The sequence below is a fragment of the Saltatorellus ferox genome, assembly GCA_007751475.1.
Classification (GTDB): Bacteria; Planctomycetota; UBA1135; order UBA1135.
Window position 1 is genome coordinate 3,330,791 of sequence record CP036434.1, and the last position, 14,520, is coordinate 3,345,310.

Annotated in this window: 9 protein-coding genes; all 9 read left to right on the forward strand. The window is 66.8% G+C overall.

Going from position 1 to position 14,520, the window contains the following annotated elements; all coding sequences use genetic code 11:
• Nucleotides 1–135 precede the first annotated feature (135 nt).
• The 9 genes from Poly30_RS11845 (at nt 136) to Poly30_RS11885 (ending at nt 14,481) form a co-directional block, all read left to right on the forward strand.
• Nucleotides 136–1,923, forward strand: a complete 1,788-nt coding sequence (locus tag Poly30_RS11845) for a M14 family zinc carboxypeptidase (protein ID WP_145197505.1) — start codon at nt 136–138, stop codon at nt 1,921–1,923.
• Entirely contained in the window at nt 1,923–3,215 is a 1,293-nt protein-coding gene (locus tag Poly30_RS11850) for a hypothetical protein (protein WP_145197507.1), read from the forward strand. The genes Poly30_RS11845 and Poly30_RS11850 overlap by 1 nt, the downstream gene beginning before the upstream one ends.
• Nucleotides 3,216–3,431: 216 nt before the next feature.
• Complete coding sequence (locus Poly30_RS11855) at nt 3,432–5,585, forward strand: PrkA family serine protein kinase (RefSeq protein WP_145197509.1); 2,154 nt, start codon at nt 3,432–3,434, stop codon at nt 5,583–5,585.
• A 21-nt stretch (nt 5,586–5,606) separates the two neighbouring features.
• On the forward strand, nt 5,607–6,731 hold the full coding sequence (locus Poly30_RS11860) for a DUF444 family protein (protein WP_145197511.1): 1,125 nt from the start codon (nt 5,607–5,609) through the stop codon (nt 6,729–6,731).
• An 8-nt stretch (nt 6,732–6,739) separates the two neighbouring features.
• The gene (locus Poly30_RS11865; protein ID WP_145197513.1) at nt 6,740–8,137 is read left to right on the forward strand and encodes a SpoVR family protein; all 1,398 of its coding nucleotides are present in this window, start codon (nt 6,740–6,742) and stop codon (nt 8,135–8,137) included.
• 69 nt (nt 8,138–8,206) lie between these two features.
• Complete coding sequence (locus tag Poly30_RS11870) at nt 8,207–9,166, forward strand: PD-(D/E)XK nuclease family protein (protein ID WP_145197515.1); 960 nt, start codon at nt 8,207–8,209, stop codon at nt 9,164–9,166.
• A gap of 129 nt (nt 9,167–9,295) precedes the next feature.
• Complete coding sequence (locus Poly30_RS11875; RefSeq protein WP_145197517.1) at nt 9,296–10,333, forward strand: glycosyltransferase family 2 protein; 1,038 nt, start codon at nt 9,296–9,298, stop codon at nt 10,331–10,333.
• A 15-nt stretch (nt 10,334–10,348) separates the two neighbouring features.
• Nucleotides 10,349–13,216 (forward strand): glycosyltransferase, encoded by a 2,868-nt coding sequence (locus tag Poly30_RS11880; protein ID WP_145197519.1) that lies wholly within the window; start codon nt 10,349–10,351, stop codon nt 13,214–13,216.
• Entirely contained in the window at nt 13,216–14,481 is a 1,266-nt protein-coding gene (locus tag Poly30_RS11885) for a glycosyltransferase family 2 protein (protein ID WP_145197522.1), read from the forward strand. Before Poly30_RS11880 ends, Poly30_RS11885 begins: the two co-directional genes overlap by 1 nt.
• The last annotated feature ends 39 nt before the right edge of the window (nt 14,482–14,520 follow it).

Consider the following 14,520-nt stretch of genomic DNA (forward strand, 5'->3'; position numbering starts at 1 on the left):
CGCCTCGACGCTGTCTCGAAGTCGTCTCGCGGCGTCCCGATAGGGTTCGCTCCCGTCGAACGGTTCAAGGCGCGGGAGCAGAAGCCTCGAAGAGTTAGGAAATCGTAATGCCGGCTCGCCGGCTCTCGGTGATCCATGAACTCCTTCTCTCTGCCACTGCCGCGCTCGATGGGTGCGCGGAAGTCTCGTACCCGGAAGCTCTGCGGTGCTGCGCTTCTGGCTTCGTGGCTTCTCGGGATCGCGCCCGAGGGACGGGCGCAGATGGGTGACGGCGGGCTGGATCCTGCGGCGACGAGCTTCCAGAAGCCGAAGCGCGACTATCACGACTACCAGGAGATCTGTCTCCTTGTCGACGCCTGGGTCGCAGCGGATCCCCGCGTGGAGTCCATCGATCTGGGGGAGTCCCGGGAAGGGCGCAGCGTGCCGGCGTTTCGATTCTCCAGTCGCAGGCCGGAGGAGTCCTCGGGCCTCTCGATCGAGACGCGGACGGTGTTGATAGTCGGGGGGATCGATGGCCGGAGTCAGGCTGGCTGCGAGGCGGCGCTGTGGAGCGCGCATGGGCTGCTGGCAGGGATCGATCATCTCGCGTCGGACCTGTCGTTCGTGGTCGTGCCGTGGGCCTCGCCGGACGCGCTGTCTCGGACGCACGAGGGCATCGACTGGAGCGGACGGAGCATGGCGCCGACGGACGACGACGGCGATGGATCCTTTGCCGAGGACGGTCCTGATGACCTCGACGGCGACGGGTTGATCCTGGATATGGCCGTACCCGACCCGGAGCACGGAAAGTGGTGCTTCGCCGAGGACCACCGTTTCCTCGTGCCCGCGAGGCCAGGGGATGCACCGAGGTACACCTTGACCCGCGAAGGTCGGGACGACGACCGGGACGGACTCTTCAACGAGGACGGCCTGGGCGGCGTGAACTTCAACGCGCACTTTCCCGTCGGCTGGGGGTCGTCCGCCGACGCCCCGGGCCGCGGTCCGTGGCCGATGTCGGAGGGCGTGCCGCGCCGCTTCGCGGATCTAGCGCTGCGAGAGAACGTGGTGCTCTGCGTTTCCTTCGCGGGCGCGGGCGGCGGCGTCGACTTCGGACGTCCCTCTGCGGATTCGGTCGAGGGCGGAGCCTCCTCGGATGCGGAGCACAGGATCCGCCTGGCATTCGAGAGAACGACGGGGCGCATCGGCTGTTCATCGAACGTGGCGGAGCCACCTTCCGGTCGGGCGGTGGACTGGATCGTCTCCGTGCTGCCTTGCGTGGCCATGGACGTCGCTGTGTGGGGGCCTGCCGTCGTCGGTGTCGACGGCAGGCCCTTCGCGCCGCGCCTCCATCGCGGCGGCACCGGGTCCGGTGCTCTCGACCGTTCGAAAGAGGCGCTCGACGCGGGTCGCCCCCTTTGTGACAGCGATGCCGCATGGGCCTTCTGGCTCGATGACATTCGAGGGGGGGCGGGGTTCCAGGATTGGCACCCGGTCGACCTCGGCCAGGGTCGCGTGGGCTGGGTCGGCGGCTGGGAGCCGCGGACGCGCTACAACCCACCGGCGGATTGCCTGCAGGGCGCGATCGAGGGTCTGCCGCGGTTCGTGTACGAACTCGTCGCCGGTCTGCCCCGGCTGGAGCTGGAGATCTTGAGCGTCGAGCGCATGGGAGACCTCGTGCAGATCGACGCGCGGGTGACCAACCGAGGCGGTCTCGGCACGGACCTCACCCATCGAAAGGGCGCGGGTGAGGTCACGGTCGAGCTGGACCGCGTTGATCCCGCGAGCCTCGTGGCCGGTTCGATGTCGACCAGGTTTCAGAAGCTCGGGCCTTCCGAATCGTCCCGCACGCTGCGCTGGATGATCCAGGTCAAACCAGGAGCCACCGTCCGTATCCGCGCGCGGGCTGCGACGTCTCCCATGGTCATCCGTGAGGTGCGGTCGTGATGTCCAGCCTTCGAAGCGGGTGCCGAGCCGCCCTCGAGAGCGCATCCGTTCTCGTGGGAGTCATTCTCGTGGGAGCCTCGTTCGCGGGCGTCTTGCCGGGCGGCGCCGGCGGCCTGCCGACGTGGGCGGGTGAAGCGAGGGACGGCGTGGCTCTGGAGCTCGACGCACGCTGGCGTTCATTCGCGGCGGACCTGGCGTCGGCGTCCGGCTGCGACGTGACCTACCAGAGTCCCTTGGGGCAATCGCTGGGGACGAAGGATCCACAGCGGCGACTGTGGGACGACCATGGCACCGTCGGTATCCTTCGGATCGGATCCGCCGCGGGACCCGCGGTTCTGGTGATGCCCGATGGTTTCCTCAGCTGCGCTGAGGCTTCAGAGGCGTATCAGCTGTCCGGCCTCCGGGAGCCACGCAGGTTTGCTCAGGAACTCGTCGAGGCCGCTGCGTTTCCCGGTCGCGTGAGCGCTGACGCCAGCGACGCCTCGGGCCGGACGCTGGCCGAACTTCTCCAAACGCGCGCCATCCTGCTTCCGGTCTGCGTCGCAGCGGGAGATTCCGGTGCTGCGAAACGAAAGCCAGGCCTGAGGGTGGGCGACCCCCGAAGGAACTTCCCGGTTCGGTGGGAGGAGGCCGTTCGGAAGGCGCCTGAGATGGCCGGACCCTACCCGGGGAGCCACCCGGGAGTGCGGGCCCTGACGGCCTGGCTCAACACGACTCCCGAGTGTGCTGGACTGCTCGTCGTCGGCCCGGGGTCGGAGTCGAGGATTCCCGTCGGTACCCAGCAGGGCTTCGCCGCCGGGAGCCTGGAAGCGTTCTGTAGCGAGGTCCTTCGCTTCGGCGTCCAGGGCTGCACGGCGGAACAGAGCCTCGAAGCGATCACGCGAGGGCTCAGCGCCTGCGCGGAACTCGCGATCGAGAGCCCGGTTTGGACCCGACTCGGGAGCACCAACTGGTCGCTGGAAGTGACGGTCACGCGGCGCGGCATGGGGCCAGGCGGCGACGGCGCCGTCCTGTTGAACGCATCACCGATCGACTCGGAGCTGAGGTGGACTGCCGCTGCGGCGGAAAATCTGGAGTCGGTAGAGCATCCGATGGAGCTGCTGCCCCTCCGGAACCAGGGAGTTCTCCTGGAGGGCGCCCAGCGCCAGGGCGGACGCCGCGTCCGGCTGTTCTTCTCCGGGAGCCCGGGGAGCCCCGTGAAGGCCTCGACGGCCGCCATGCTCATGGTCGAGCTGAAGGCCACATCGCCCCAGGCCCAGCACGCGACCTTGAGGGCCAGTAGCCCGCGCTGACCCGTCCGGCCCCGGGAATTCGCCGTACGTTCGAGTCTCGTTCAGGGATGAAGGGCCCTTCGGCCGAAGAGGTAGATGTGGTCGCGGCGATCGTCCCGGTTCGGGTGCGTTCCCGCCGTCGCTGCACGGGCACCGTTCGTTCCGCTCCTGGATCTCGCTAGGACATTCGGGCGACGCTTCCTATCTGGTCGCCGAAGACTCCAGCCCCCTGCTCCGATGACTGAGTTCCAGCCGACTGAGTTCCAGCCCCATGGCGAGGTCGATTCCCTGACGGAGATCGTGCGTCGGACCGTCGCGAGCGCGCCGCCCGAGGAGCTGAGATGGAGCGGGTCGTTCGAGGACTACCTCGGGCTCGTGCAGCGCGATCCGAGGAACGCGCGGAATGCGTGGCAGCGGCTGAGCGACATGATCGAGTCCCACGGGTCGAGGCCCGGGGAGTCCGCGGGTGAGAGGCCGACCGACAGGGTGGAGCGCTGGCGGATCTTCGACGATCCGTTCTCGGCCCGAAGGACGGGGGACGACGATGCAGGCGATGGCTCGGTCGCCCTTGGCTCCGACGCGGTGTTCGGGCTCGATGCTTCCCTGCATCAGCTCGTGATGACGATTCGAGCGGGCGCGCGTGGGCTCGGTCCGGAGCGCCGGCTTCTCCTGCTGCACGGCCCTGTGGGATCGGCGAAGAGCACGATCGCAAGGCTCTTGAAACGCGGCCTCGAGGCGTACACCCGCACCGACGCGGGGGCGGTCTACACGTTCGACTGGGAGATCGACGGCGAGGTCATTCCGTCGCCGATGAACCAGGATCCTCTCCTGCTGCTCGACGAGGCCGCGCGACGCGCCGTGGAGCAGCGGCTGAACCGCGACGGTCAGACGGGCTACCGCCTCTGCATCGAAGGCGATCTGGATCCCGTGTCACAGTTCTGGATGAATGCTTTGCTCCAGCGCTATGACGGGGACTGGTCGAAGGCCGTGAGCCACGTCCGCGTTCGCCGCTTCGTCTTCTCGGAAGCCCGCAGGCTGGGCATCGGCACGTTCCAGCCCAAGGACGAGAAGAACCAGGACAGCACCGAGTTGACCGGCGACCTGAACTACCGGAAGATCGCCGAATACGGTTCGGACAGCGATCCGCGGGCCTTCAACTTCGACGGCGAGTTCAACGTCGCCAACCGCGGGCTCATCGAGTTCATCGAGGTGCTCAAGCTCGACGTCGCCTTCCTCTACGACCTGCTCGGGGCCACGCAAGAGCATTCGATCAAGCCCAAGAAGTTCCAGGCGACGAGCATCGACGAGGTCATCCTCGGTCACACGAACGAGCCCGAGTACCGAAAGCTCCAGAGCAACGAGCTGATGGAAGCGTTCCGCGACCGCACCATCCGGATCGATGTGCCCTACAACCTGCGCATCAGCGATGAAGCAGCGATCCACCGTCGGCGTTTCGGCGCCCTGGGTTCACGTGCACGCCGTCTGGCGCCGCATTCCCTGGAGATGGCCTCCCTGTGGGCCGTGCTCACCCGGCTCGAAGATCCGCAGCATCCGACGCTGACGCGACTGCAGAAGGCGCGGCTGTACGACGGTGACGAGGTCTCGGGTTTCACGCAGGCCCAGATCGAGGAGATTCGCGGTTCGGCGCCCCGCGAGGGCCTCGATGGCATCAGTCCGCGCTTCGTCCAGGACCGGATCGCGAGCTGCCTCGTGGAGGATCGCGCGTCGGTCGGTCCCCGTGAGGTGCTCGATTCGATCGAGAAAGGGCTGGGCGTCCACTCGATGGTGGCCAGCGAGGAGCAGCGCAAGCGCTACCTGGAGCTGGTGGCCGTTTGCCGCGACGCCTACGACGAGAGGATCCGTGAGGAAGTGGAGTCCGCCATCGCTTCGGACGGCGCCGCGCTCGATCGGCTCTGCGCGAAGTACCTCGATAACGTCCGCGCCTACACGTCGCGGTCGAAGGTCCAGACCGGGCGCGGCGACGTCGTCGAGCCGGACGAGCGCCTCATGCGGAGCATCGAGCAGCGCACCGACATTCCGGAGTCCCGCAAGGACGATTTCCGGCACGAGCTGATGAATTACATCGCCGCCGTCCACTTGGACGGCGGGCAATTCGACTACCGGGAGAACCGGCGCCTGCGGCGCGCGCTCGAGCTCAAGCTCTTCGACGATCAGAAAGACTCGATCCAGCTGACGAACCTCGTGTCCTCGGTGATCGATCCCGCCACGGAGGAGAAGATCGCGGTGATCCGGGACAGGCTCTGCGAGCGCTTCGGCTACGACGAGGCGTCGGCCACGCTGGTTCTCCAGGACGTCGCGAGCCTCTTCGCGCGCAGCGATCCTGGCGGCCCGTCCGGTGGGTCTGGCAAGGGAGAGGGCGAGGCGGCGTAGGCCGCCTTCCGGAGCACGCACATGGGTGGCCAGATCTACCGAATGGAGGCTGACCGCGCTCGCTTCAAGGAGGTGGTGCGCGGCCGGGTGCGCCGTGACCTGACGAAGTACATGGCCACGACGGAGCTCATGGGGCGGCAGGGAGGGGAGACCGTGTCCATCCCTGTGCCCGCGGTCGAACTCCCGAGGTTTCGCTTCGGCTCCAACGAGGGCGGCGTCGGTCAAGGTGACGGGGGCGAAGGCGACGAGGTGGGGCAGAAGGGCGACGGCGACGGCCAGGGCCAGGGGGCCGGAGAAGCCGGCGAACTCACTGGTGAGCACGTCCTGGAGGTCGAGGTCGAGCTGGAAGAGCTGGCGCGAATGATGGGCGAGGAGCTGGAGCTGCCCAGGATTCAGCCCCGCGGCCACAAAACGATCGAGACGAACGCGGGCCGCTGGAACGGCATCCGCAACGAGGGCCCGGGCTCGCTCCGCCACTTCCGCAGGACGTTCCGCCGTGCGCTGGTGCGCACGATTGCGTCGGGCGAGTTCGACCCCGCCGACCCGGTCGTGGTGCCGATTCGCGACGACGAGCGGTTTCGCGCGCGCAAGCCGTCGCCCCGTCCGGATTCGTCGGCGGTCATCTTCCACATGATGGACGTCTCCGGCTCGATGGGAGCCGAGCAGAAGGACATCGTCCGCATCGAGGCCTTCTGGATCGATACGTGGCTTCGCAGCCAGTACAAGTCGATCGAGGTCGTGTACATCGTGCACGACGCAGAGGCGAAGGTCGTCGACCAGGACACGTTCTTTCACCTCCGGGAGTCCGGCGGCACGAAGATCTCGTCGGCGTACGAGCTCTGCCTCGAGCTGATCAAGACGAGGTACTCGCCGGAGAACTACAACATCTATCCGTTCCACTACTCGGACGGCGACAACTGGAGTTCGCGCGACACCGAGCGCTGCATCGAGCTGATCCGCGACGAACTCCTGCCGCGCGTGAATCAGTTTTGCTACGGCCAGGTGAAGAGCGCCTACGGATCGGGGCAGTTCAAGAAAGAGCTCGACGGGCCCTTCGGTGCGGACGAGCGGATCGTGACGGCTTCGGTGAGCGATCGCGGCGGCATCCCCGCTGCGATCAAGCGCTTCCTCGGGCAGGGAAGGTAGAGAAGGCGATGGTACGTGGTCCTACCCTTTCACCGCGCCTCTTGGAGGCGGCCGAACTGGCCGAAACGGTGGCAACGGCCGCCGGGCTGACCTTCTTCGACGTCGTTTTCGAGATGCTCGACGCCGTCGACGTGAACGCGCTGGCGGCCTATGGCGGCTTCCCGACGCGCTATCCGTCTTGGCGCTTCGGCATGGAGTACGAGTGCCTCGCTCGCGGGCACGAGTGGGGCCTCTCCAAGATCTACGAGCTCGTCATCAACCACGATCCAACGATCGCCTATCTCGTGCGCTCCAACAGCTTCATGGAGCAGAAGCTCGTGATGGCGCACGTCTACGGGCACGCGGACTTCTTCCGCAACAGCGCGTGGTTCGCGCCGACGGACCGGCGGATGATCCAGCGGTTCGAGCAGCACGCGCGATGCATCAAAGAGCACTCCGCGCGACTCGGCCAGGACCGCGTGGAGGAGTTCCTCGACGCGGCGCTGTCCCTCGATACGCTCATCGATCCCTACGGAGCGCAGCGACGGATGCGGGCCAGGCAGAGTTCGGGCGGCATGCCCGACGTCGCCGGCGGGCATCGCTCGGGCCAGGGTGCGCTCGCGCGAGCTAGCCGCGATCGTCTGAATGCGCTCCAGGGAGAGGAGCCTCTACCGGATCCTCCCGAGCAGCAGCAAGCCGTAGGTTCGCCTTTCGACGTGCTTGGCTACCTGGCTGAGTTCGCGGAGGTCGAGGCCTGGCAGCGCGACATCCTGAGGATCGCAGCCTACGAGGCCGAGTACTTTGCGCCCCAGCGCATGACGAAGATCATCAACGAGGGCTGGGCTTCGTTCTGGCACAGCCGGCTCCTGACCGGCGGTCTGCTCGACGCCTCCGAGGTGATCGAGTTCGCGGACTGCCATGCCGGCGCGACCGCGTCGGCACCTGGCCAGCTCAATCCCTACAAGCTGGGGATCGATCTGTTCCGGCACGCGGAAGAGCAGGGACTCGACATCTTCCGCCTGCGCGCCGTGCACAACGACGTGTCGTTCATCGACGCCGTCGTCGACGAGGCCTTCGTTCGTCGATCGAAGCTGTTCGCGATGGAGCCCGGTTCGGGTCCGGGGCGCAAGCCCGTGATCGGGAGCCGCGACGCGGACGAGATCAAGGGAAGGCTTCTGTCGAGTCTCGCCTGGGGCGGGCTTCCGCGAATCCGCATGGAGTCCGCACCAGCAGCCGGATCGTCGGGGGCGCTCGTGCTGCGACACGAACACGATGGCCGCGACCTCAAGCTGGACGAAGCGGGTGTGCTCTTGCGCACGGTCGGGCGCATGTGGAAGGGGCCGGTGGAGCTCCTGACCCAAGAGGGGGAGGAGGGGCGGAGGCTCCTCTGCGACAAGGGCGAGCTGAGCCTGCGCGAGGCGTCCTGAAGGAGCCCGCGAGCGGATCTCGTCGGTCTTCTGCTTGCAATCCAGAGCGCGGCCACGGACCCTTGGTCCATGGCCATCGTTCACGAGCTCTCCTGGTCGACGTCGCGCGCGCGGACGTTCGATTCCTGCCGCCGGAAGTACTACCACGACTACTATCTCTCGTGGCTCGGGTGGGGGCGTAACGCCGATCCGGAGCGGCGCAAGGCGTACCTCCTGAAGAAGATGACCCGCATGCCGATGTTCGCGGGTGACGTCGTTCACCGCGCGATCGCGGAGTACTACGCGCGACGGGATCAGGGTCAGACCTGGGGCGCGGACGACGCGATCCAGTGGGCGGTGACGGAGCTTCGCCGCGGGTACAAGGAATCCCGAGACGGTGGGTGGAAAGCGAAGCCTGCGAAGTCGGTGAGGCTCGCGGAGCATCACTATCACGAGGCCCGGATCGACGAGCCGAGCGGTGAGGCGGCGAAGTACGGGAAGCGCTACGTCGACCGGATCACCGAGTGTCTGCGGACGTTCTTCGGGGCCCCCGAGCTCGCCCAGTGCCGCGATGTGCAGCCAGGGGACTGGCTGGCCTGCGAGGAGATGAGCACGTTCGAACTCTTCGATACGAAGATCTTCGCGGTGCCGGACTTCGCCTTCGTGGATCGGCAGGCGACGGCCGATGCGGGCGGCGCCACCGCGGTCCAGATCATCGACTGGAAGACCGGCGCGCCCAGGGACGCGGATCGGTTTCAGCTGGAAGTTTATGCTTTCTATGCAAAGGAGCACTGGGGCGTAGACCCGCTCCGGACGACGGCGGTCGATGTCTACCTCGGCGATGGATCTTTGGTGGAGGTCCATGTGACCGAGGACGTGCTCCAGCGAGCGCTGGCCACGATCGAGGCGTCCCTGAACGAGATGAAGGCCGTTCATTTCGATGCCGACGCCTCGAAGGGAGACCCCGCGGCTTTCCCGATGGTCCCTGAGTCCGAGGCGGCTCGGACCTGCTCGAGCTGCGGCTATCGCGAGATGTGCGACAGGGTCTGAGGCTGGCCGGTCGACGGCCCGATCGTGGTGCCCACTCCGGAGCGTTGTTTCAGCCCCAACCGGGGAGCTTCGGCGCTCGGGGGCGGCTACACTTCCCCGCGGGAGTCGTGCCCGCTCCAGCCATTGTCCATGCCCACCGAAGAACCGTCGCAGGCCCAGCGCGTACGCGTCGCTGTTCTCGTGCCGACACTGAACGCCGAGCCCGACCTCGACAGGCTTCTGCCCGCGCTCAGCCAGCAGACGCTCGCCGAGGAGGCGCAGTTTCTTGCGGTGGACTCGTCGAGCAAGGATGCCACGTTGGAGCGGCTCTCGGCGGCCGGTTTTCGCGTGGAGACCATCCAGCGCTCGGAGTTCGGCCACGGACGCACGCGCAACCTGCTGGCGCGGATGGCGACCGCTGAGTTCCTCGTGTTCCTCTCCCAGGACGCGACGCCCACGGACGAGACCTTTCTCGAATCGATCCTGGCGCCGTTCGAGGACCCGACGATCGGCGGGGTGATCGCGCGCGTCCTGCCGAATCCGGGGGACGATCCGCTCACGGCGCGGACCGTCTTGAGCGCACCGGAGGCCAGCGATCAGCCGCGTACCCGCCGCTGGACCGATCCCGCAAATTACGCGACGATGAGTTCGCGGGAGCGGTCGGACCTGCTCCGTTTCAACAACGTGGCGAGCTGCGTTCGTCGCGACGTCCTCGAGGCGATCCCGTTTCCCGATGTCCCTTTCGGTGAGGACTTCGCGTGGGCGGCCAGCGCCATGGCGAAGGGGTGGGGGATTCACTTCGAGCCCACGGCGAGCGTGTATCACGCGCACCGCTACGGCCCGATGGCTGCCCTCCGCCGCTACCGAACGGACGCCGTCTTCCAGCGGGAGTTCCACGGTACGCGGGTGCGCGCCTCGCTCCTGTCCGTGGTGAAGGGCACCCTTTACGAGATCAAGGAGGATGGTCGCCATCTGGCTCGTCTTGGCCCCATGGGTCGCGGAGTGGTTCGGGCCGCGTTGACCTCGCCGTTTTTGCGCTTTTTCCAGACGCTCGGCCAGTACCTCGGCAGTTCAGGGCGTGGGGGTGCCTCGGTCGAGGTCGCTGCCTGGGAGGCGGCCCGCGAGGCCGCTCGTGTTCGTGGTGAACTCGATCCCACTCGCCTCCCCGAGTCCTCGCTGGTTTCCTGACGCCCACCCCAGTCCATGAGTTCCCAAGAGAGCCACGCAGAAGTCACGCCCGAGGATGGCGGAGCGGAGCCCGTTCGCGTCTCCGTCCTGATGCCGACGTGGCAAGGGATGGAGTTCCTGCCGCGGGTCTGCGCCGCGCTGCGTGCGCAAAGGACCACGTTCCGCTGGGACTTCCGGATCATCGACAGCGGATCGACGGACGGGACCTGGGAGTTCCTCATCGAAGAGGCAGAGAGCTTTCCCGTTCCGCTCCAGATGGAGCGCATCCACGGCGTCGAGTTCGACCACGGGGATACGCGCAACCTTCTCGCCGCGCGCTCCCGCGGGGAGATCATGGTGTTCTTGACCCAGGACGCGATTCCGGGCTCGGAGGACTGGCTGGAGCGTTTCGTCGGCAACTTCGACAACGAAGAAGTGGGCGCCGCGTACTGCCGTAACGTGCCGCGACCCGACGCCAATCCCCTGACGAAGATCTTCAGCGCCGGGGATCCGGGCTACGCGGAAGGACGACGTGAGGTTCGCCTCCCTGCCGCCGAGGAGTACGCAGCGATGGGGCCGCACGAGCGGCGCCTGCTCTACAACTTCAACGACGTGGCGTCGGGCTTCCGTCGTTCGCTCTGGCGGCGGCATCCGTTCCCGCGGACGCCGTTCGGAGAGGACATCCTCATGGCCCGCGCGTTCCTCGAAGCGGGCTACTGCGTCGTCTACGACGATGCCGCTGTCGTCGAGCACAGCCACGACTACGACGCGCGGGAGACGCGCGCGCGCGCTTCGATCGACGCCACGTTCAACGCAGAGTGGCTGGACCGGATCTGCGTGGCCTCGGCCAAGGACGCGGCGACGCTGACGCGGCGGCTGGCGGGAGAGGACGCGCTCGCGATCGAGGGCTTGGGTCTCTCGTCGATGGAGACGGCGGAGCTGAAGAAGGAGGGCCTCGCGCTGCGTCGCGCGGCGTTCGAGGGTCTGTACGAAGGCGGGCTCACGAAGCGCAGGCGGCACACCACGAAGATGCGGGACGAGGCAACGCTCAAGCTGCTCTACGTCGTGCACGGCTTTCCCCCCGACACGTGGGCCGGGACCGAGATCTACACGTACAACATCGCCTCCGAGATGCAGCGGCGCGGGCACGAAGTTACGATTCTGACCCGCAGTGGGCCCGAGGCGGACGAGCCCGAGTTCACGCTCCGTCGTGAGGAGTTCCAGGGGCTGCGCGTCATCCGTATGACGCACCGGCTTGCGTTCGGAGATCTGCGCGAGAGCTTCCTGCGCACCGGACCGGAGATCGCCTTCCGCGAGGTGCTCGCGGAGGTCGAACCGGACCTCGTTCACTTCCAGCACCTCATCCACATGTCCGCCGGGCTCGTCGACATCGCGCGGCGACGCGGGCTCGCCACGGTGGTCACGTGCCACGACTACTGGGCGCTCTGCGCGCGCGTTCAGATGATCCGCCCGGACGGAGCGATCTGCCCGAGCAACATGGGGAGCGGCTGCTACCTCTGCATCAAGGAGCGTGGACTCGATCGCGTCGAGCAGGCGGCGAAGCTCGACGGCACGGTGCGCGCTGGCAAGATCGTGGGCCGGATGGCCGAACTCTTGAACAAGATCGGCGTCGGGCCCCAGGGGATGCAGAGCCGAGCGCAGGACTTCCGCCACCTCCAGGAGCGAGCCGAGGTCGTGCCAGCCGCCTACGCGAAGGCGGACCTCCGCATCAGTCCGAGCCGCTTCCTCAGGGACAAGTACCTGGAGTCCGGCGCGTTCGACCCCCACACGTTCCTGTTCTCCGACAACGGGATGCGCACCGACCACGTGGAAGCGCTCTCGAAGACCGCGGACCCCGAAGGCCGCATTCGCTTCGGCTTCGTGGGCTCGCTCGTCTGGTACAAGGGCGGCGAGGTGCTGATCCAGGCGATGAAGCGCATCGCGATGGGGCCGCTGAAGAACAGGATCCACCTGCACGTCTACGGTGGATTCGATCCTGAGAACGACGAGCATCACCGGGACCTTGCTGCGCTCGCCCAGGGAGCTCCCGTGACGTTCCACGGGCGTTTCGACAACAGCAGGCTCTCCGAGGTCTACGCGGACATCGACGTCCTCGTCGTGCCGAGCGTCTGGTACGAGAACTCGCCGATCACGATTCACGAGGCCTACCTCACGCGGACGCCGGTGCTCGCGAGCGACATCGGCGGCATGGCGGAGTTCGTTCGCGACGGGATCGACGGTCTCACCTTCCGGGTGGGGAGCGCGGACGACCTCGCGGCGAAGATGGCGCGCTTCATCGAGGAACCAGAGCTCCTGAAGAGCATCGATGTCTCCGACTGGATGCCGATCAAGACCCTGGCGCAGAACGGCGAGGAGATGGAAGCGCGCTATCTCGCTCTCACCACGATCGTCCGGGAGGTCGGCGCCGGCGCGGACGGCCACGAGCGAGAGATCCTGATGGACGCGCCCGGGTCCGCCGCCTCCGGTCGCCTCGGCGCCTGCGAGGTCCAGGGAGCCGCCGACCTGCTTCTACGTCCGGGTGCTTCGGCGACCTGGTCGCTGCCTGCGGCTCGCGCGGGCGTGAATCCGACCGCGGCGCTGGAGGTCGAACTCGCCTTCCTCGAGGGGGAGACCAGCGTCCAGCTGGGCGGGACGGTCTTTCTGGACGGCGAGGAGATCGGGCGCATGTCGCCCGCCGCGACCCAGGGGCCCGCCGAGACTCGCTCGCATACTTTCCGAATCCAACTGCCTGCCAGCAAGGGATCTCTTTCACTGAAGCCGGACGGCTTCGGGGAGGACCCGCTTTACCTTCGAGTGCGAAGAGTTCGGCTCTACAGCGCACCCGCTACCCCGGTCGAGAAAGGCGCCGACGGCGCCGACGCATTGCTGGAGCGCCAAGCTTGATGTCAGGACCTTATCCGAAAGAAGTCGAGAGGCAGCTCGTCGTTGCCGCGACCGAGCCGCTCTCCGAAGCGGAACTCCCGCGCGTGTCGATCGTCATCCTGAACTGGAACGGTCGTCATCACCTGGAGCCGTGCTTCAAGACGCTACGCGAGATGGATTACCCGAAGGATCGCTTCGAGGTGATCCTCATCGACAACGGGTCCGATGACGGCAGCCAGGCGGAGATGCGGGCGAAGCACTCGTGGGTGAAGCTCATCGAGAACGAGCGGAACACGGGCTTCAGCGCGGGTTGCAACCAGGGTGCTGCCATCGCGCGTGACGGGGGGTTCGACCCCGAGGTGCTCGTTTTCATCAACAACGACATCCACGTCGACAAGGGCTTCCTTCGGGCGCTCGTCGCCCCCGTCAAGCGCAAGGATGCGGTCGCGACCACGGCGAAGATGTTCTCCTGGGACGGCAAGGTGCTGAACTCGACGGGCGGGGGGATGAACTTCCACGGCATCGGGATCCAGAGGGGTTACCTGAGGGATCCCGAACCGTCCTACGATGTCCCCCGCAAGACGCTCTTCGCGTGCGGCGGAGCGATGGCCATGGACGCGCGCCTCTACTTCGAAGTCGGCGGCTTCGACGAGGAGTTCTTCGCCTACTACGAGGACGTCGACCTTGGATGGCGGACCTGGGTGATGGGCCACGAGGTTCGCTATGTCCCGAGCGCCATCTGCTATCATCACCACAGCAGTACTTCCGGGCGGGTTCCCATCGAGCGCCTCCGCGTACTCCAGATCCGGAACCCGCAGCTCGCCTGCTTCAAGAACTACGACGACGAGAACCTCCGGAAGATCCTGCCGGCGATGCTGGGTCTCGGGATCCGCCGCGCGTTCATCTCCAGCGCGATGCCGGACCAGGGCAACTACCGGATCGAAGCGATGAACACGCTCGGCTCCGGAGGGGCCGGGGGCCGTTTCTGGCGCCGGATCAAGAAGAACCTGGACACCCACGACCAGCTCGGGCGCATCGCCATCGCGGACCTCCTCGGGATCAACGACCTGCTCGGTCGCTGGGACTACTGGATGGCGCGTCGCAAGGTGATCCAAGATCAGAGAAGGACGCCCGATTCAGAGATCTTGCCGCTCTTTTTGCGCCCGATGTGGTGCATCGAGGGCGAGCCCGGCTACCAGGAGCTACAGTCAGGTATGGCCGATTTCTTCGGTCTCGATGAGCTGTTCGAAGGGCTTACCACCATGCCCGACGAGCCGCCCGCTTGAGAAAAGTTCCCGTCCCATATTGCGTCCGCTTCCCACTTT

Bases quoted from the DNA above. Each gene is read 5' to 3' on its own strand.
- Poly30_RS11845 (WP_145197505.1), top strand. From the start codon at position 136: ATGAACTCCTTCTCTCTGCCACTGCCGCGCTCGATGGGTGCGCGGAAG.
- Poly30_RS11850 (WP_145197507.1), top strand. From the start codon at position 1,923: ATGTCCAGCCTTCGAAGCGGGTGCCGAGCCGCCCTCGAGAGCGCATCC.
- Poly30_RS11855 (WP_145197509.1), top strand. From the start codon at position 3,432: ATGACTGAGTTCCAGCCGACTGAGTTCCAGCCCCATGGCGAGGTCGAT.
- Poly30_RS11860 (WP_145197511.1), top strand. From the start codon at position 5,607: ATGGGTGGCCAGATCTACCGAATGGAGGCTGACCGCGCTCGCTTCAAG.
- Poly30_RS11865 (WP_145197513.1), top strand. From the start codon at position 6,740: ATGGTACGTGGTCCTACCCTTTCACCGCGCCTCTTGGAGGCGGCCGAA.
- Poly30_RS11870 (WP_145197515.1), top strand. From the start codon at position 8,207: ATGGCCATCGTTCACGAGCTCTCCTGGTCGACGTCGCGCGCGCGGACG.
- Poly30_RS11875 (WP_145197517.1), top strand. From the start codon at position 9,296: ATGCCCACCGAAGAACCGTCGCAGGCCCAGCGCGTACGCGTCGCTGTT.
- Poly30_RS11880 (WP_145197519.1), top strand. From the start codon at position 10,349: ATGAGTTCCCAAGAGAGCCACGCAGAAGTCACGCCCGAGGATGGCGGA.
- Poly30_RS11885 (WP_145197522.1), top strand. From the start codon at position 13,216: ATGTCAGGACCTTATCCGAAAGAAGTCGAGAGGCAGCTCGTCGTTGCC.